General features: G+C 68.2%; 18 protein-coding genes and 1 other RNA gene. 8 read left to right on the plus strand and 11 right to left on the minus strand.

All coding sequences use genetic code 11. From position 1 onward, the window contains the following. Positions 1-5: 5 nt before the first annotated feature. The 3 genes from HLB44_RS31565 to HLB44_RS31575 are packed head-to-tail and all read right to left on the minus strand — an operon-like array spanning position 6 to position 2,241. Positions 6-677 (minus strand): TfuA-like protein, encoded by a 672-nt coding sequence (locus HLB44_RS31565; protein WP_173132904.1) that lies wholly within the window; start codon positions 675-677, stop codon positions 6-8. Further along, entirely contained in the window at positions 664-1,893 is a 1,230-nt protein-coding gene (locus HLB44_RS31570) for a YcaO-like family protein (protein WP_173132908.1), read from the minus strand. Before HLB44_RS31570 ends, HLB44_RS31565 begins: the two co-directional genes overlap by 14 nt. A gap of 9 nt (positions 1,894-1,902) precedes the next feature. Next, positions 1,903-2,241, minus strand: coding sequence for a hypothetical protein (locus HLB44_RS31575; RefSeq protein ID WP_173132911.1), 339 nt, complete (start codon positions 2,239-2,241; stop codon positions 1,903-1,905). Positions 2,242-2,551: 310 nt separating this feature from the next. Here HLB44_RS31575 and HLB44_RS31580 point away from each other — a divergent pair, with 310 nt between their 5' ends. Beyond that, entirely contained in the window at positions 2,552-3,322 is a 771-nt protein-coding gene (locus tag HLB44_RS31580; RefSeq protein ID WP_173132914.1) for an adenylate/guanylate cyclase domain-containing protein, read from the plus strand. A gap of 50 nt (positions 3,323-3,372) precedes the next feature. Here the strand turns inward: HLB44_RS31580 and HLB44_RS31585 are convergent, their stop codons facing one another. Beyond that, positions 3,373-4,119 carry a siderophore-interacting protein gene (locus HLB44_RS31585; protein ID WP_173132917.1) on the minus strand — a complete coding sequence of 249 codons (747 nt, stop codon included), beginning with the start codon at positions 4,117-4,119 and terminating at the stop codon, positions 3,373-3,375. 57 nt (positions 4,120-4,176) lie between these two features. On the opposite strand from HLB44_RS31585, the gene HLB44_RS31590 reads away from it, so the two are divergent. Further along, complete coding sequence (locus HLB44_RS31590; RefSeq protein ID WP_173132920.1) at positions 4,177-4,617, plus strand: MarR family winged helix-turn-helix transcriptional regulator; 441 nt, start codon at positions 4,177-4,179, stop codon at positions 4,615-4,617. 63 nt (positions 4,618-4,680) lie between these two features. Next, complete coding sequence (locus HLB44_RS31595) at positions 4,681-6,003, plus strand: IS1182 family transposase (RefSeq protein WP_173132924.1); 1,323 nt, start codon at positions 4,681-4,683, stop codon at positions 6,001-6,003. A gap of 233 nt (positions 6,004-6,236) precedes the next feature. On the opposite strand, the gene HLB44_RS31600 is transcribed toward HLB44_RS31595, so the two are convergent. From HLB44_RS31600 to rnpB, 5 genes are all read right to left on the minus strand, one after another. Then, positions 6,237-7,370, minus strand: coding sequence for a carbonic anhydrase (locus HLB44_RS31600; RefSeq protein WP_246312574.1), 1,134 nt, complete (start codon positions 7,368-7,370; stop codon positions 6,237-6,239). Between the two features lie 98 nt (positions 7,371-7,468). Then, positions 7,469-8,674, minus strand: a complete 1,206-nt coding sequence (locus HLB44_RS31605) for a multidrug effflux MFS transporter (protein WP_173132928.1) — start codon at positions 8,672-8,674, stop codon at positions 7,469-7,471. A 58-nt stretch (positions 8,675-8,732) separates the two neighbouring features. Further along, positions 8,733-9,044, minus strand: a complete 312-nt coding sequence (locus HLB44_RS31610) for a winged helix-turn-helix transcriptional regulator (RefSeq protein ID WP_217283877.1) — start codon at positions 9,042-9,044, stop codon at positions 8,733-8,735. Between the two features lie 31 nt (positions 9,045-9,075). Beyond that, a complete protein-coding gene (locus HLB44_RS37620; RefSeq protein WP_246312575.1) occupies positions 9,076-9,702 on the minus strand; it encodes a hypothetical protein in 627 nt (208 codons plus the stop codon). A gap of 5 nt (positions 9,703-9,707) precedes the next feature. Then, an RNA gene (rnpB, locus tag HLB44_RS31620) (RNase P RNA component class A) lies at positions 9,708-10,157 on the minus strand. A gap of 38 nt (positions 10,158-10,195) precedes the next feature. Here rnpB and cysK point away from each other — a divergent pair. Next, positions 10,196-11,110, plus strand: a complete 915-nt coding sequence (gene cysK, locus HLB44_RS31625; protein WP_173132934.1) for a cysteine synthase A — start codon at positions 10,196-10,198, stop codon at positions 11,108-11,110. Positions 11,111-11,117: 7 nt separating this feature from the next. Here cysK and HLB44_RS31630 read toward each other — a convergent pair whose 3' ends face one another. Continuing rightward, positions 11,118-11,510 carry a hypothetical protein gene (locus tag HLB44_RS31630; RefSeq protein WP_246312576.1) on the minus strand — a complete coding sequence of 131 codons (393 nt, stop codon included), beginning with the start codon at positions 11,508-11,510 and terminating at the stop codon, positions 11,118-11,120. After that, a complete protein-coding gene (pyrC, locus tag HLB44_RS31635; RefSeq protein WP_173132937.1) occupies positions 11,507-12,541 on the minus strand; it encodes a dihydroorotase in 1,035 nt (344 codons plus the stop codon). Before pyrC ends, HLB44_RS31630 begins: the two co-directional genes overlap by 4 nt. 86 nt (positions 12,542-12,627) lie before the next feature. Here pyrC and HLB44_RS31640 point away from each other — a divergent pair, with 86 nt between their 5' ends. The 4 genes from HLB44_RS31640 to HLB44_RS31655 all read left to right on the plus strand — a co-directional run bounded on the left by HLB44_RS31640 (position 12,628) and on the right by HLB44_RS31655 (position 16,550). Further along, the gene (locus HLB44_RS31640; RefSeq protein ID WP_173132940.1) at positions 12,628-13,020 is read left to right on the plus strand and encodes a nuclear transport factor 2 family protein; all 393 of its coding nucleotides are present in this window, start codon (positions 12,628-12,630) and stop codon (positions 13,018-13,020) included. A gap of 175 nt (positions 13,021-13,195) precedes the next feature. Then, positions 13,196-14,242: an amino acid ABC transporter substrate-binding protein gene (locus tag HLB44_RS31645; protein ID WP_425500884.1), complete on the plus strand. Its 1,047-nt coding sequence runs from the start codon at positions 13,196-13,198 to the stop codon at positions 14,240-14,242. An 18-nt stretch (positions 14,243-14,260) separates the two neighbouring features. Beyond that, positions 14,261-15,442: an amino acid ABC transporter permease gene (locus HLB44_RS31650; RefSeq protein ID WP_173132946.1), complete on the plus strand. Its 1,182-nt coding sequence runs from the start codon at positions 14,261-14,263 to the stop codon at positions 15,440-15,442. A gap of 4 nt (positions 15,443-15,446) precedes the next feature. Continuing rightward, positions 15,447-16,550, plus strand: coding sequence for an amino acid ABC transporter permease (locus HLB44_RS31655; RefSeq protein WP_173132949.1), 1,104 nt, complete (start codon positions 15,447-15,449; stop codon positions 16,548-16,550). Positions 16,551-16,552: the final 2 nt, after the last annotated feature.

A 16,552-nucleotide genomic window follows, 5' to 3' on the forward strand; every position in this document is an offset into this window, starting at 1 on the left:
TCCCTTCAACGAGCCTGCGGCGACGCCCACGGCCGCTGGGTCATGAGTTCGATCAGGTCAAGCGTCTTGACCCGGTAGCGCTGCAGCCAGGCCAGAAGGCGGTCGGCACTCTGTACGTCGATGCGTGCCTCGTCGACCATCACGCCGCGCATCTTCTCGATCGTCCGGTCGCCGAACCACAGCGCGCGTAGCGCAGAAATGAGCGTCCGCTCGGCCTCCGGCGTAATGCCGGAGCTCGACCGCGTGCGCTCGAGCGCATAGCGCAAATTGACCAACGCCTCCGACACCGGAAAGTAAGGCTCCTCCGGTGCGTGCAGCAGACACATCTCATCGTCGGTGAAGTCGTCGAATGATCCGAACAACGAATGCACGTACCCGAAGCCGCGCATCCCTTCGTTTCGCATTTCGAAGGCACGGATCGCGCCGATGCTCGACACGCCCCACACCGCCCAACCGCGATCGATGGCGTTACAAAGCTCGGCGTGAGAAACCGCCGGCGCGATCTGGAACACACCATCGCACACCACGATGACACCAGGTTCTTCGGCAGTGGCCAGAAGGCGGTCGATGTCTCCGCGCTGCACGGGCGGCAGCAGCTGTGTGCGTTCGCCCAACATCGCGCGCGGCACACCATACGCCGACGGGCCGGCGAACAAGGTGACGCTATCGCCTGCCATTGCCGACCAATCGCGCCAGCAGGCGTGGTCCGACGCGGCGCGAATCCTGCTCGACGTCCTCGCACTTCGGGACTACGACTTTCACGACGTGCAGACCGTTCAGGTCGAGATCGAACCGATGTCGGTACGCCACGCTGAATCCGGCGCGCGACAGCCGCTCCAGCAAGCCCTGCAGCACGGTCGGCAGTGCAAGTCCTTCCAAGCACTGGTGTGGCACGGAATCGAACTCGACCGTACTGCGCAGATCAAAAATCCGTTCGATCCGCGCGGTCTCGACGCCAACGCGCTTGGCTTCGCTCCAATCAGCATACTTTCCGTAGAACGTCGTGATGTCGTCGCGTGCGCCATGGATATGGCTCAGGCGCGATTGCGCCGCTTCGCAAATGGCGCGCGCCAACGCAAGTTCGCGATCGACGTGCAGCCCAGATCCCCCAGCCAAGTTCACGTCGGCGCTGTACGGTTCGTGCAGCACCGCTTCGAAACAGGCCAGCCCGAATTCATTCGGAACGAAGCGTACGCTGAGGTGGATCCCCAACGCCTGCCACGTCGAAGCGAAGGTGCGGAAGGGTTCTGGCAGGTCGACCACCCAGCTCGACTCGTCGCGTGCCATGTTCATCGACACCGCGTCACGCTCGAGCACTTCGAGCAGCGCATGCAGCGTGGCTTCGGCAAGCGAGTTGCCGGATGCGAGACCAGTCGTCGACATGCCGAAGAGCTGACTGCCGAGCGCTTCTGGGCAGGGCACGAAGATGAGCTCGGCAGGCAGTAGGACGCTCCGATCGCCCCGCAGGTCGTCGCACTCGACAGTCGGTATCGGCTGCGAGAGTTGGATCGCGATGCCCACCTTCGGCGCAAAGTCGATCAGATGCACGGCGCAGCCGAACTGCTCGACAACGTCCCCGACCCGCAACGTCTGCATTCGCCAACGGCTGTTCTGGGGCTCGGCAGCTGCATACTCCAACGCCTCCATCAAAGCGCCGACCCGGGCTTCGATAGGCTGCAACCCCTTGCCGGCGTGGACCCGCAGCGTCCTGCCGCGCGGCCGCACGCTTGCGAACACCGGCAATCCGAGGCGATCCATGCGCGTGATGTCGGTAACCCGGCTGATTCCAAGCGCCGACATCAAGGTAAACGCGCGCTCAATCGTCTCCGCCGGCGGCCTGCAGCGGCAGCTGGAGTTCAGCCGCAGCAGGCGCTCGTCATCGGTCGCCGTCATGCACGGCGGCTACTTTGTCTTGTACGACTTCCCGACCGCGACCGCCTGAAGGCTCACCTCGTCGAGAAAGGCCTTCAGCGCATCGAGCTGCCCCAGTGCCTGAAGATGCTCGAGGTCAAGGTAGAGCGCCAAGCCGTACTTGGCATCGGCGAGAGTGTCAAGGTTGACACCAATTTGCACGGCTTCGGGCGCGTCAACGGCCTGCACCGTGACGTCGGCAGTCCGGGGCGGCGCTGCTTCTTCAGCGGCCTCGGATTCGCCCGGCGCGGCATTCGCTGGCACCGAGGCCGCCGCGCCGGAAGGCGCGACAGCGGCGCCCTTTGGAGACTTGCTCTTCTTGCCGGCCATGGAGATGTCCTCCTCGATTCTTGGACTGCTTATGCGGCCGACGAGTGCGTGGCGCGCGCCCGTGAGCCCGCTCCGACGCGGGCCGCCGACTGTAAACCGCAGGCCATGCGCCCGTCCAGCCCCCCCGCCCGTACCACCAGCGTCGCCGTGGCGGCTGGTTTGTGATCCGGATCCGGAGTCGCCTGCTGCGAACAGCTTTAGCAACGCTTAGGCGCGCTAAAGGACTCTTTGGGAGGCGGATCCGAAACTCCCTCTCGGCCTGTGTATTCCCGTGCCGACATAGGCAGCAGGCTCGAGCAAGGAGGTCCACATGATCGCGCTGAAACGACCCGCTGGCATGGCGCAAGGTGCTGTTCCTGAAGGGTTCATGGCCGTCCGCGAGGACGGGGCGGCCATCGTCTCGCTGGTTCAGGCGGCGCTGCGCGAAATCGGCTGGACCGCGATTCTTTGCAGCTTCCCGAAGTGTCCGCTGCCCATGCTGGTCTTCGGGGAAGAGCCGCCGATCGCCTTCATCGGCGCCGCCTCGCAACGGTTGCCGCCGCCCCTCGCGGAGGACATCAACCAGGGCGACCCGCACCGTGCGCTGCTGACCTTGTTGTTCACCGACATCGTGGGGTCCACGACGCTGGCCGAGCAGCTTGGCGACGCGGTTTGGCATGCCTTGCTCGGGCGCCACAACGACCTCGTTCGCACCCAGCTGGCGCGCCATCGAGGCCGCGAGATCGACAACGCCGGCGACGGGTTCTTCGCGGTCTTCGACAGCCCGGCACGCGCGGTACGGTGCGGCGAGGCGATCGCGGACGGACTGCGGGCGATGGACCTCGACGTGCGTATCGGCATCCACTCGGGCGAGTGCGACGCGGCCGCCGGTCACGTCACCGGGCTCGCAGTGCACATCGCAGCGCGCATCACGGCGGCGGCGCGGCCCGGCGAGGTGCTGGTCTCGGCGATCGTCAAGGACTTGCTGGTCGGCTCTGGGTTGGAGTTCTTCGACGGCCAGCTACATGCACTGAAAGGTCTCAGCGGACCCGAGCGACTGCTGTTCCCGCTGAAGTGCGCTTCCTACGTCGCTCACGACTGAACGCCTGCGGTCGCCCAGCGTCATGCAGCCGCGTGCGCCGGCAGTCACGGTCAAAGATCGAGCGTTTCGTGGTGCGCGATGGCGCCGCGCTTCCAGTACGCGGCAGCACGGATCGCCTGCTTGTCGTGGCCCTTGCCGTCGACCAGCACGCGGCGCAGCTCGGCCATCAGCGCCGCTTCGCCGGCACACCAGGCGTAGCCCTCGCCCGCCGGCAGCTCGAGCGCGCGCACCGCGGCGAGCAAAGCCGCATCGTCATCCAGCCACTGCAGCGTCACGTTCGCCGCGCTGGCCAGCGGCCGGCGGTCTTCCGGCGCCACCGCCAGCAGCACGATGACGCGTGCGCCGGCAGGCAACTCCTCGAGCCGCCGTGCGATCGCCGGCAGCGCGGTCTCGTCGCCGGCGAGCAGGTGCCAGTCGTAGTCGAGCGGGATCACGAAGGAGCCGCGCGGGCCGGCAACGACCAGCGGCTGGCCCGGCGCCGCCTGGGTCGCCCAGGCGGCGGCAGGGCCGTCGCCGTGCAGCGCGAACACGATGTCGAGCTCGCCGGCGGCCGCGTCGTGGCGCCGCGGCGTGTAGTCGCGCATCACCGCGGGGCGCTCGGCGCCGTCGCCGGCATCGAAGATCAGCTTGACGTGGTCGTCGAACGAGGCGCTGACGAAACCGGCCAGCTCGTCGCCGCTCAGCGTGATCCGGCGCAACCCGGGGCTCAGGTCCTCGACCCGCTTGACCAGCAGCTGGCGGCGGCGGGTCTCATGGCGCACGCGCTGCACGCGCCGGGGGGCAGTGGTTTCGCTCATCGCAAGGCTTTCCGAATTGGTTGACAATGTCTCCCATCATGCGGGTGATGATGGACAATGTCAACTAATTCGGCCGACGAGGTGATGGACCTGGTGCACCGGGTCATGCACCGCTTCCGCGCGCTGCAGTACCAGGGGCTGCGCGATCGGCCCGAGGCGGTGACGCACCTGGAGAGCAAGGTGCTGGGGTTCTTCTCGCACCACCCCGGCGCGACGCTCAGCGCGCTGGCCGAGCACAGCGGGCGCGACAAGGCGCAGCTGGCGCGGCTGGTCAAGCGGCTGCTGGAGATCGGGCTGCTGGAACATGCCGAAGCCGGCGGTGACCGGCGCAGCCAGCCGCTCAAGCTCAGCGACGCCGGCGCCGCGGTCCAGCGTGAGCTGCAGCAGCAGCATCGCCGGCTGGCGCAGGCAGCAGTGCATGGCCTGAGCGCCGCTGAGCGCAGCGAGCTGCTGCGGCTGCTGCGGCACGTCGATACGCAGCTCGACGCCGAAGACTAGGAGTCTGGGCGGCAGAAGGGAAGTCCCTGACTGCCACTGAAGGATGCGGTGCGTTTGGCGGCCATGGCCGCGAACTACCTCCCGTATGAAACGCAGCAGATGCTGTTGCTGCCCGAGGCGATCCAGGATTGGCTGCCTGAAGGGCACCTGGCGCATTTCATCAGCGACACGGTGGACACGCTGGAGCTGAGCGCGTTTCATGCGCGCTACGACAAGGACGGCCCGCGCAACCAGCCCTTCCACCCGGCGATGATGATCAAGGTGCTGGTGTATGGCTACGCAACGGGCGTATTCAGCTCGCGCAAGATCGCGCGCAAGCTTCAAGAGGATGTGGCATTCCGGGTGCTGGCCGCGGGCAATTTCCCGGCGCACCGCACGATCCGCGACTTCCGCGCTTTCCACCTGAAGGAGCTGTCGGAGCTGTTCGTGCAGGTGGTGCGCCTGGCGCGCGAGATGGGCCTGGTCAGGCTGGGCACCATCGCAGTGGACGGCACCAAGGTCAAGGCCAACGCCAGCCGCCACAAGGCGATGAGCTACGGCCACATGCTCAAGGCCGAAGCCGAGCTGAAGGCACAGATCGACGCGCTTCTGAAGCGTGCGCAGCAAGCCGACGAAGCCGAGAAGAATGAACCCGAGCTGGACATCCCGGCCGAGATCGCGCGGCGACAAGACCGGCTCGATGCCATCGCCGCAGCACGCACCCGGTTGGAACAGCGCCAACGCGAAGCCGACCTCGAACGCGGGCGTAGCGACGACGATGACCAGAAGCCGCGCGGCAAGGACGGCAAGCCCAAGGGAGGACGCTACAAGCGGCCTTTCGGCGTTCCGCAGGACAAGGATCAGGACAACTTCACCGATCCCGACAGCCGCATCATGCCGCGCGCCGGCGGCGGGTTCGACCCGGCCTACAACGCTCAGACGGCTGTGGACGACACGGCCCACATCATCGTGGCGGCCGAGTTGATCAACAACGCATCGGACGTGCACGAACTGCCCCCAATGGTGGAGGCAGTCAAGGACACGCTCGGCGCATACCCCGAGCAGACGTTGGCCGACGCGGGCTACCGCAGTGAGGCGGTGTTCGAGGCGCTGGCCGAGCGCACGGACCTTGTCGTGGCCATCGGCCGCGAAGGCAAGGGGCACCGAGCAATCAACGAGACGACGCTGCCGCTGACCTCAGCGATGGTTGAGAAGATGAAGACCTCAGAGGCACGTGAGGCCTACCGACGCCGCAAATGGCTGGCCGAACCACCCAATGGCTGGATCAAGAACGTGTTGGGCTTCCGACAGTTCAGCATGCGCGGGCTGCACCGGGTGCGCGCCGAGTGGAAGCTCGTGTGCATGGCGCTGAATCTGCGGCGGATGGCATCGATGAGCGCAGGCTGAGCCGTGGCGCAGCGGCGATTGTCGAACTGACTGGAGCCTCCCTCTCGGAGGGAGGCTGGTGGGAGCGGTCGAACACGCTGGAGCCCCCTCGCGGAGGGGGCGCGGGGGAGCCGGACATACAGCCGCAGGCTAGGAGTCCGGCGGCTTCTGCCGCCCGGACTCCTAGGCCCCCTACGGCCCTGCGGGCCGGTCCCCCCAAGGGGGAGCGTCGCCTTGGGGCGGCCCGGCGGCGACTAGTTCGACTGCTTGATCAGGCGCCCGGAAGCGCTCTGGATCGGCCGCGCATTCATCGGGTACAGCCGCGCGAAGACATTGATCTGCTCCTGCGCGATCGCCACCGGCTGCTGCATCACCATCCACAGCACGCCTTCGCTGCAGGGCGGCGTCGTCAGCGAGCCCATGTAGGTGTAGTAGCGCTTGTCCTGCGGCAGCAGGTGGTTCAGGTCGATCGGCGCCTTGGCGGCCAGCTCCTCGCCCTTTTCCAGCGGCAGGTTGTTCCACACCTGCTGCACCAGCGCATGCGCGCTGCCGCGGTCGAGCAGCACCGCCACCACGGCCAGGCGCCCTTCGGCATCCTTGTGCACCAGGTGCGCGACCATGTCGAACTGGCGGCCGTCGATGCGTTCCTCCGACGGCCGGTGGAAGTGGAACTGCACCAGGTCGTAGCGCCGGCCCTGCACCTCGATCGTATTGCCGCTGCCGACGTTGACCTGCACCGTGTGGCCGTTGTCGATGACGCGGAAACCGCTCGGCCGGTAGTCGAACTGCACCGGGTCCAGGTCGACGCGGATGCCGCCGCGGATGTCGATCGGGCTCTGGCGCTGGCCGCTGCCGCACTTGGCGAATTCGGGGTTCAGCCGCGCCCAGCCCTCGGGGCCGGCCGAGCCGTCGTAGCTCCAGTGCGGCGAATGGCCGTCGGGCGTGCGGTGAGCAGCCTTGTCGGCGCGCAGGCGGGTGACGAGATCAGCGGTGGATTCCTTCGAGCCTTCCGGCGCGGCCACCTTGCGCGGCTTCGCGACGGCGGCCGACGCGGCAGCGACCGGCGCCGGCTGCGCGCCGGCCTCGGCCTTGCTGCTGACCCGCAGCACGAACGGCGACTGGGCGTCCGGCGCCTTCTGCGCACCCAGCCGCTCGGCCAGGCGCTCACGCAGCACGTCCATCGGATCGCGCGCCGGCGGGGCCGGCTCGACCAGCTTGACTTTCGGATCGGCGGCGTGGCCGATACGGGTGTCGATGCGCGCCGGCATCGGCTTGGGCATCGCGGGCGCGTCGCCGGCGGCCTGCAGCGGGCCGGCCGCGGCGAACGCGGCCAGCAGCGCGGCGGCGAGCCGGCGCGGTGCGAAGAACGAAGCGAGGGATGCGGACATGCGGGCGGCAGGGATAAGTCGGGCCGCCGGGACGCGGACCTCTCCCGAGGGCTATCGGCTGGCGCGCCGCAGTTCTTGAGCCGGAGAAGCGCCGGATTTCAAGGGTTGCGCCGGCGCACCCAGGTCCAGGCGATCAAGCCGACGCTCATCAGAGCGAACGACGCCACCGAGAGCGCGACGGTCGAATGCATCACCAGCGGCGCGATCACGCCGGCGACGACGCCGTTGGCGATGCTGCCGACGCAGGCCTGCAGCGACGAGGCCATGCCGCGGCGGTCGGGCGCCAGGTCGAGCACCATCAGCGTGACCACCGGCGCCATCAGCGCCCAACCGAAGGCGAACACGGCCACCGGCAGCAGCGCCCAGGCCGGGTGCGGCTTGAGCACGAGGTTCAGCAGCACGTTGAGCACCGACACCGACACCATCACCAGGAAGCCGAGCCGGATCTGCCGCCGCGGCGGCAGCTTGCCGGCCATGCGCCCGGAGAACCAGGCGCCGCCCATGATGCCGCTGATGGTCAGCACGAAGAACCAGAAGAACTGCGTCGGCCCGAGCGCGAGATGCGTGCCCAGCCACTCCGGCGCCGACAGCACGTACAGGAACATGCCGTTGAACGGCACGCCGGAGGCGAACAGCAGCGCGACGAAGCGCGGATTGCCCATCAGCTGGCCATAACCGCGCAGCAGCGGCACGGGATGGAAGGACTGGCGCTGGTCGAGGTGCAGCGTCTCCGGCAGCAGCCTGGCATTCAGCACGATCAGCAGCGCGCCGATGCCGGTCAGCAGCCAGAAGATCGAATGCCAGCCGGCATGCACGAACAGCAGCCCGCCGAGGATCGGCGCCACCGCCGGCGCCACGCCGAAGAAGATCGTCACCTGCGACATCACCCGCTGCGCATCAGCGGGCGGGAACATGTCGCGGATGATGGCGCGCGAGACGACGATGCCGGCGCCGGCCGACATGCCCTGCAGCGCGCGAAAGGCGATCAGCGCGCCGATCGATTCGGACAGCGCGCAACCCAGCGACGCCAGCGTGAACATGATCAAGCCGCCGAGCACCACCGGCCGGCGCCCGATCGCATCGGACAGCGCACCGTGGAACAGGTTCATCAGCGCGAAGCCGAACAGGTAGGCCGACAGCGTCTGCTGCATCTGCGCCGGCGTGGCGCTCAGCGACGTGGCGATGCCCTGGAAGGCCGGCAGGTAGGTGTCGATCGCGAACGGACCCAGCGAGCCGAGGCAGGCCAGCAGCATCGCGAGCGCCCAGCGCGGGCGGCGCCAGAGCAGGTGAGAGTCGGGATTCATCGAAGCGGGCGAGTGTAGCGGCCGCTCCACGAACGCCGCTCCGACGTCTAGACAAGCGTCATTCGGTGCCTGTCTTGCGTTGCCAGCGCAGCGCCCAGATCGTCAGCGGCTCGAACGCTGCCACCAGCTCGAGTCCCAGCGCCGTCAGCGCATAACCGTCGGCGCCGGCCTCGGCGAGGCCGGCTTCGCGCAGCTCGGCCAGACGCTGGTTCAGCACCGTCGGCGAGAGCTCGCCGCAGGCCGCTTGCAGTGCGCGAAAGGTCAGCGGCGCGCTGCGCAGCTCCCAGATCACGCGCAGCATCCAGCGCCGCTGGAAGAGCTCGAGCGCGGCGTTGATCGCGTCCTTGGCAGCACGCTGACGCGTGGACATCGGGGCGGTGGTGCGTGAGGGCATGCTACGTTTACTGTAGCATCGGCAACGCTACTGATTTAGTAGCGCATCGACCCAGGAACTCCCGATGGACCGCATCGCCCCCGTCACCGCACCCTACTCCGCCGCGCTCGCCGACTGCTTCGCCCGCCTGCTGCCGCCCGGCATGACGCCGCCGGTGCTGTTCCGAGCCGTCGCGCGCAACGAAGGCCTGTTCAAGCACCTCGTCGACAGCGGCCTGCTCGGACCCACCGGCCTGCTGGATCGCCGCGTGCTGCCGGGCCCCTTGCGCGAGGCGCTGATCCTGCGCACCTGCGTGGCCTGGCGCAACCACTACGAGTGGCAGTTGCATGTCGGCACGATCGCGCGGCGCATGGGTCTCTCGGACGCGCAGATCGCGGATACGCGGCGCGCGCAGCCGGATCCGGCGTTGTGGTCGGCGCAAACGCACGTGCTGTTCGAGCTCGTCGATGCGCTGGTGCTGCGGCGGGACGTCGACGATGCGCTGTTCGCGAAGGTGCGCGCACAAGCCGACGATGCGCTGCTGATCGAGGTCACACAGCTGGTCGGGCTGTATTCGGGCATCGGCATGCTGGCGGCGCTGATCCAGCCGTCGCCCGACCCGTACGGCGCCGCGCTGCCGCTGGTTGAAGAACAAGAAAAGTGTGAAGCAAGCCGATAGGCCGGATTCTGTGCAGCGCGTTCCTCTTGCGAAGACCGCGCCGTGACCGCCATTCGTCTGGGCCGGGGGTCACCCCACCGGCTCGGTGCCACCTACCCGCACACTCCCCGGGCCGGATCAATGTGTGCCTATTCGGTGTTGCTGCGCGTAGAGATTGCCCGTTTCACCCGATGCGGGGCTTCGCCCCGCATCGGGTGGCTGCTGCCCGCCGGGCTTTCGCCCGTCGCAAGTCGGCTTTCGCCGCCTTGGCGCCTGCTGACGCAGGCGCTGCGCAGAACACCCGGCTCGGGACCCCGCGCCGACTCGTCTCTGTTGCTCTGATCCTCACCTCACGGTGGACAGCCGTTAGCTGCTACGCCGCCCTGTGCAGTCCGGACCTTCCTCCAGGGCCGCCTTTCGGCGATCGCCCCAGCGGCGGTCTGGCTTGCTTCACGCGTGCGATTATCGCGGCGCAAGGAGACCTGAACCGATGAGAGCCAACAATGTCCTCGCGACGATCGGCAACACGCCGCACATCCGCATCAGCCGCCTGTTCCCGGACGCCGAGGTATGGATCAAGTCCGAACGCTCGAACCCCGGCGGTTCGATCAAGGACCGCATCGCGCTGTCGATGGTCGAGGATGCCGAAGCGCGCGGCGCATTGAAGGCCGGCGGCACGATCGTCGAGCCGACCTCGGGCAACACCGGCATCGGCTTGGGCGTGGTCGCCGCCGTCAAGGGCTACAAGCTGATCCTCGTGATGCCCGACAGCATGAGCATCGAGCGCCGCCGGCTGATGCTGGCCTACGGCGCGAGCTTCGACCTGACGCCGCGCGAGAAGGGCATGAAGGGCGCCATCGCCCGGGCGCAGGAGATCGTCGAGAGCACGCCGGGCGCCTGGATGCCGCAGCAGTTCGACAACCCGGCGAACATCGACGTGCACGTGCGCCACACCGCCGCCGAGATCGCCGCCGACTTCCCCGAGGGCATCGATGCGCTGATCACCGGCGTCGGCACCGGCGGCCACATCACCGGCTGCGCGCAGGTCTTGAAGGCCAAGTGGCCGCAATTGAAGGTCTTCGCCGTCGAGCCGAGCGCCTCGCCGGTGATTTCCGGCGGCCAGCCGGCGCCGCACCCGATCCAGGGCATCGGCGCCGGCTTCGTGCCGAAGAACCTGCACACCGCCCTGCTCGATGGTGTGATCCAGGTCGAGGCCGAAGCCGCGCGCGAGATGGCGCGGCGCTGCGCGCGCGAGGAGGGCCTGCTGGTCGGCATCTCCAGCGGCGCGACGCTGGCAGCCATCGCGCAGAAGCTGCCCGCGCTGCCGGCCGGCAGCCGCGTGCTCGGCTTCAACTACGACACCGGCGAACGGTATCTGTCGATCGAAGGTTTCCTGCCGGCCTGAGCCTGATTCACAGCGCGCGCCATTGCGCCAGGCAGTGGCGCGCCAGCGCGGTGATCCAGCACGGCTCCGACGGGTCGAAGGCCAGGCCGAAGCGCGGGCTGACGATGAAGCCGGCGCGACGAAAGGCATCCGGGTCCTGCGCCTGCACGAAGGCTTCCAGGCTGCGGAACGGCACCGCGACGGCATCGAGCTCGAGCACCGGCGCCTGCGTCGTGATCTCCTCGAGCCGGCCGTTGTCCTGGAAGCGGAACACGATGTCGCCGTAGTCGAGTTCGGTCAGGCCGACGTCGTTGCGCGCCTCGGCAAAAGGCTGGCCGCGCGCGGCGACGATGTCATCGCGCCGGCACGAGAACGGCGCGTCGCCGACGACGACGAACGGGTCCAGCTTCAGCGTCGTCAATCCACCTGCCGCCAGGCCAGCGTCTCGCCGCCTCGCAAGGGCTTCAGCTGCGCATCCCCGAACGGCACGCTCTGCGGCAGCGTCCAGCTCTCGCGCTTCAGCGTCACCGTGCCCGCATTGCGCGGCAGCCCGTAGAACGCCGGCCCATGATGGCTGGCGAAACCTTCGAGCTTGTCCAGCGCATCGACGGCCTCGAAGGCTTCGGCATACAGCTCCAGCGCGCTCAACGCGGTGAAGCAGCCGGCGCCGCACACCGACGCTTCCTTCATCACCGAGGCATGCGGTGCCGAATCGGTGCCGAGGAAGAACTTCGCGCTGCCCGAGGCCGCGGCGGCGACCAGCGCCTGGCGGTGCTGCTCGCGCTTGAGCACCGGCAGGCAGTAGTAATGCGGCCGCAGGCCACCCTGGAAAATCGCATTGCGGTTGTAGAGCAGGTGGTGCGCGGTGATCGTCGCGGCGGTCTCGGGGCCGGCCTCGGCGACGTACTGCGCGGCTTCCTTGGTCGTGATGTGCTCGAAGACCACCTTCAGCGCCGGGAAGTCGCGCCGCAGCGGCTGCATCACGCGCTCGATGAACACCGCCTCGCGGTCGAACACGTCGACGGCCGGGTCGGTGACCTCGCCATGCACCAGCAGCAGCAAACCTTCGCGCTGCATCGTCTCGAGCACCGCGTGGATCTTGCGCATGTCGGTGACGCCGGCGTCGCTGTTGGTCGTCGCGCCGGCCGGGTAGAGCTTGGCGGCGACGATGCCGGCGGCGCGCGCGCGGCGGATCTCGTCGGCGTCCAGGCGATCGGTCAGGTACAGCGTCATCAGCGGCTCGAACGTCAGCCCGGCCGGCAGCGCGGCGAGGATGCGGTCGCGGTAGGCCAGCGCCATCGCCGTGGTCGTGATCGGCGGCTTCAGGTTCGGCATCACGATCGCGCGGCCGAACTGGCGCGCAGTGTGCGGCAGCACCGCGGCCATCGCCGCGCCGTCGCGCAGGTGCAGATGCCAGTCGTCGGGGCGGGTGATCGTCAACATCGTTCTCATTCTGCAATTCTGTCATTCGCTGCATCCGCGGCGGCGCGAACGGCGTAGACCGGATGGTCCGTCCACTCACCCTGCAGGAGATCCTCATGAGCGATCCGCTGTCGACGATCCAGAACCTCTACGCCGCCTTCGGCCGCGGCGACATCCCCGGCCTGCTCGCGCTGCTGAGCACCGATGTCACCTGGCAATTCATCGGCGACCGCAAGGCGCCCTACACCGGCACCGCGCGCGGCCATGGCCAGGTGGCAGAGTGGTTCGGCATGGTGGCGCAGGTCGACGGCATCCAGGCCTTCGAGCCGCGCCAGTTCCTGGTCGGCCCGGACCACGTCACGGTGATCGGCTTCGAGCGCACGCAGGCGCTGCCGGACGGCGGCGTGTTCGAGTGCGAGTGGGTGCATGTGTGGCAGCTGAAGGACGGCCTGGTCCAGCGCTTCCTCGGCATCCTGGACAGCGAAGCCGCGGCGATCGCGCGTCCCTGAAGCACGGCCCTGAAGCACGGCCCTGAGCAACGCGCGGCGCTTGGCTCTCCGAGCCCCGGCGCTACGGGTTGGCGCCAGGGCTCGCACGCTTCTTGCGTCCCTATACTCGCGCACGCTTGCGGCCGCCGGCCCGCCTGGCAGCCGCTGTTTCCAAGTGCCGAACAACTCCCGGGGGATGCACCACATGAAGCAACAGACGACCAAGACCTGGCTCGGCGCCGCCGTCGCCGCGACCGCGCTGGCGCTCGCCGCGCTGCCCGCGCAGGCCGGCAAGACGATGGATGCGATCAAGGCCCGCGGCCAGCTGGTCTGCGGTGTCAACACCGGCCTGCCGGGCTTCTCGGCCGCCGACAGCCAGGGCAACTGGACCGGCCTCGACGTCGACGTCTGCAAGGCGATCGCCGCCGCAATGCTCGGCGATGCCACCAAGATCAAGTACGTGCCGCTGACGGCGCAGCAGCGCTTCACGGCGCTGCAGTCCGGCGAGGTCGACATCCTGTCGCGCAACACCACCTGGACGCTGACGCGCGACGCCTCGCTCGGCATGAACTTCATCGGCGTGACCTTCTACGACGGCCAGGGCTTCATGGTGCCGGCCAAGGGCAAGGTCAAGAGCGCCAAGCAGCTCAAGGGCGCGACGGTCTGCGTGCAGTCGGGCACCACGACCGAGAAGAACCTGACCGACTTCTCGCGCGCCAACAAGCTCGACATCAAGCCGGTGGTGTTCGAGAAGGTCGAAGCCGCCAACGGCGCGTATTTCTCCGGCCGCTGCCAGGCCTACACCACCGATGCGTCGGGCCTGGCCTCGTACCGCAAGCAGGAAGCCAAGAACCCCGCCGACCACATCATCCTGCCCGAGCTGATCTCGAAGGAGCCGCTGGGGCCGGTGGTGCGCCGCGGCGACGACGAGTTCTTCGCCATCGCCAAGTGGGTGGTCTTCGCGCTGATCGAGGCCGAGGAATACGGCGTCACGCAGGCCAATGCCGACCAGCAGAAGACGAGCACCGATCCGGTGGTGCAGCGCATCCTCGGCACCAGCGAAGACACCGGCAAGCTGCTCGGCCTCGACAAGGACTGGGCCTACCGCGCGATCAAGGCGGTCGGCAACTACGGCGAGATCTTCGAGCGCAACGTCGGCGAGAAGTCGTCGCTCGGCCTGCCGCGCGGCGTGAATGGCTTGTGGAACAAGGGCGGCATCATGTACGCCCCGCCGGTGCGCTGATCGCCTGACTCTGAGCCGATGACGGCCCGCGCCGCCCCCAAGGGCAAACGCGACTGGTCGCTGCGCAGCCGCGCGGTGCGGGCCTTGCTGTACCAGCTGCTGGCACTGACGCTGATCGTGCTGGCAGTCTGGTTCCTCGCGCACAACACCTTCGAGAACATGCGGGTGCGCGGCATCCGCAGCGGTTTCGACTTCCTGCTGCAGCCCGCGGGCTTCGACATCGGCGAGCTGCCGATCGCCTACGACGCGCTCGATCCGTACTGGAAGGCGTTCCTGATCGGCGTGCTCAATACCCTGCGCGTCGCGGTGATCGGCATCGTGCTGGCCACGCTGATCGGCACGCTGCTGGGCATCGGCCGCTTCTCGCACAACGCGATCGTGCGCGGGCTGTGCTACGGCTATGTCGAGCTGTTCCGCAACATCCCGATCCTGCTGCAGCTGCTGATGTGGTACCTGCTGCTGACCGAATGGCTGCCCGATCCCGCCGAGCCGCTGTCGGCCTTCGGCGTGTTCTTCCTGAGCAAGGGCGGGCTGAACCTGCCGGTGCCGGTGTGGGGCACGGGCCATGCGTTGACGGCCGGCGGCCTCATCGTGGGGGCCGCTGCGGCGTGGGGTTATGCGCGCTGGGTGCGCTTGCGCTTCGAGCGCACCGGCCGGCCGCTGCCGGTCGCCGCGCCGGCGGTGGCCCTGATGCTCGGCGGCGCGCTGCTCGGCTGGCTCGCCGGCGGGTCGCCGAACGAGTGGAACCTGCCGAAGGCCGGTGACGTGGCCGTCGAAGGCGGCAGCGCGCTGACGCCGGAGTTCATCTCGGTGCTGCTGGGCCTGACCTTCTACACCGCGGCCTTCATCGCCGAAGTGGTGCGCGGCGGCATCCAGTCGGTGCCCGGCGGGCAGAGCGAAGCGGCAGGCGCGTTGGGCCTGTCGCGCGGGCAGCTGATGCGCCTGGTCGTGCTGCCGCAGGCGCTGCGCGTGATCATCCCGCCGACGACCAACCAGTACCTGAACCTGACCAAGAACTCGTCGCTCGCGGTGGCGATCGGCTATCCCGACGTGGTGTCGATCTCCAACACCGCGCTGAATCAGACCGGCCGCGCGGTCGAGTGCATCGCGATCATCATGCTGGTGTACCTGTTCACGTCGCTGACGACCTCGGGGCTGATGAACTGGTACAACAAGCGCGCGGCGATCAAGGAACGTTAAGCCGATGGCCGACGTCTTCCAACCGATCCCTGCACGGCCTTCGCCGGTCCGCACCGAAGGCCTGATCCCGTGGATCCGCCGCAACCTCTTCGGCGACTGGCGCAACGCCACGGTCACGCTGTTCATGCTGGCGCTCGCGCTGTGGTGGCTGCCCGGCGCCATCGACTGGGCCTTCGCACGCGCGGTCTTCGCCGCCGATGCCGACCGCTGCCAGGCCGCGCGCGGCATCGCGGCCTGCTGGGGCGTGATCACCGAGAAGCACCGGCTGATCATCTTCGGCCGCTACCCGTTCGATCAGCAGTGGCGGCCGGAGGTTGCGACGCTGGCGCTGGTCGCGCTGCTGGTCGCGAGCTGCATGCGCGCCTTCTGGCGACCGTGGCTCGCGCTGCTGTGGGTGGCTGTGCTCGCCCTCTTCTTCGGCCTGATGGCCGGCGGCTTCGCCGGCCTGACGCCGGTCACGACCGACCGCTGGGGCGGGCTGCCGCTGACCGTCATGCTGGCCTCGCTGGCGATCGTGCTGGCGTTCCCGCTGGCCGTGCTGGTCGCGCTGGGCCGGCGCTCGAACATGCCGGCGATCCGCACGGTGTGCGTGATCTACGTCGAGCTGATCCGCGGCGTGCCGCTGATCAGCGTGCTGTTCATGGCCAGCTTCATGTTCCCGCTCTTCATGCCGCCCGGCATGACGATCGACGTGCTGGTGCGCGTGCTCGTCGGCATCACGCTGTTCACCGCGGCCTACATGGCCGAGACGGTGCGCGGCGGCTTGCAGGCGATCCCGAAGGGCCAGCTCGAAGCCGCTGACTCGATCGGCCTGTCGTACTGGCAGACGCAGCGCAAGATCGTGCTGCCGCAGGCGCTGGCGATGGTCGTGCCGGGCATCATGAACAGCTTCATCTCGATCTTCAAGGACACCTCGCTGGTGACCATCGTCAGCCTCTACGAGCTGACCGGCGCGATGGGGCTGGCGCTGAATTCCGACGCCAACTGGCGCCCGTTCAAGATCGAGGCCTATCTCTTCATCGCCGCGATCTACTTCGTCTTCTGCTTCTCGATGTCACGCTACAGCCTGTGGGTCGAGAAGCACGTTTCCGTCAGCAAGACGCGTTGACC

The sequence above is a fragment of the Pseudaquabacterium terrae genome, assembly GCF_013266755.1.
Classification (GTDB): Bacteria; Pseudomonadota; Gammaproteobacteria; order Burkholderiales; family Burkholderiaceae_C; genus Pseudaquabacterium; species Pseudaquabacterium terrae.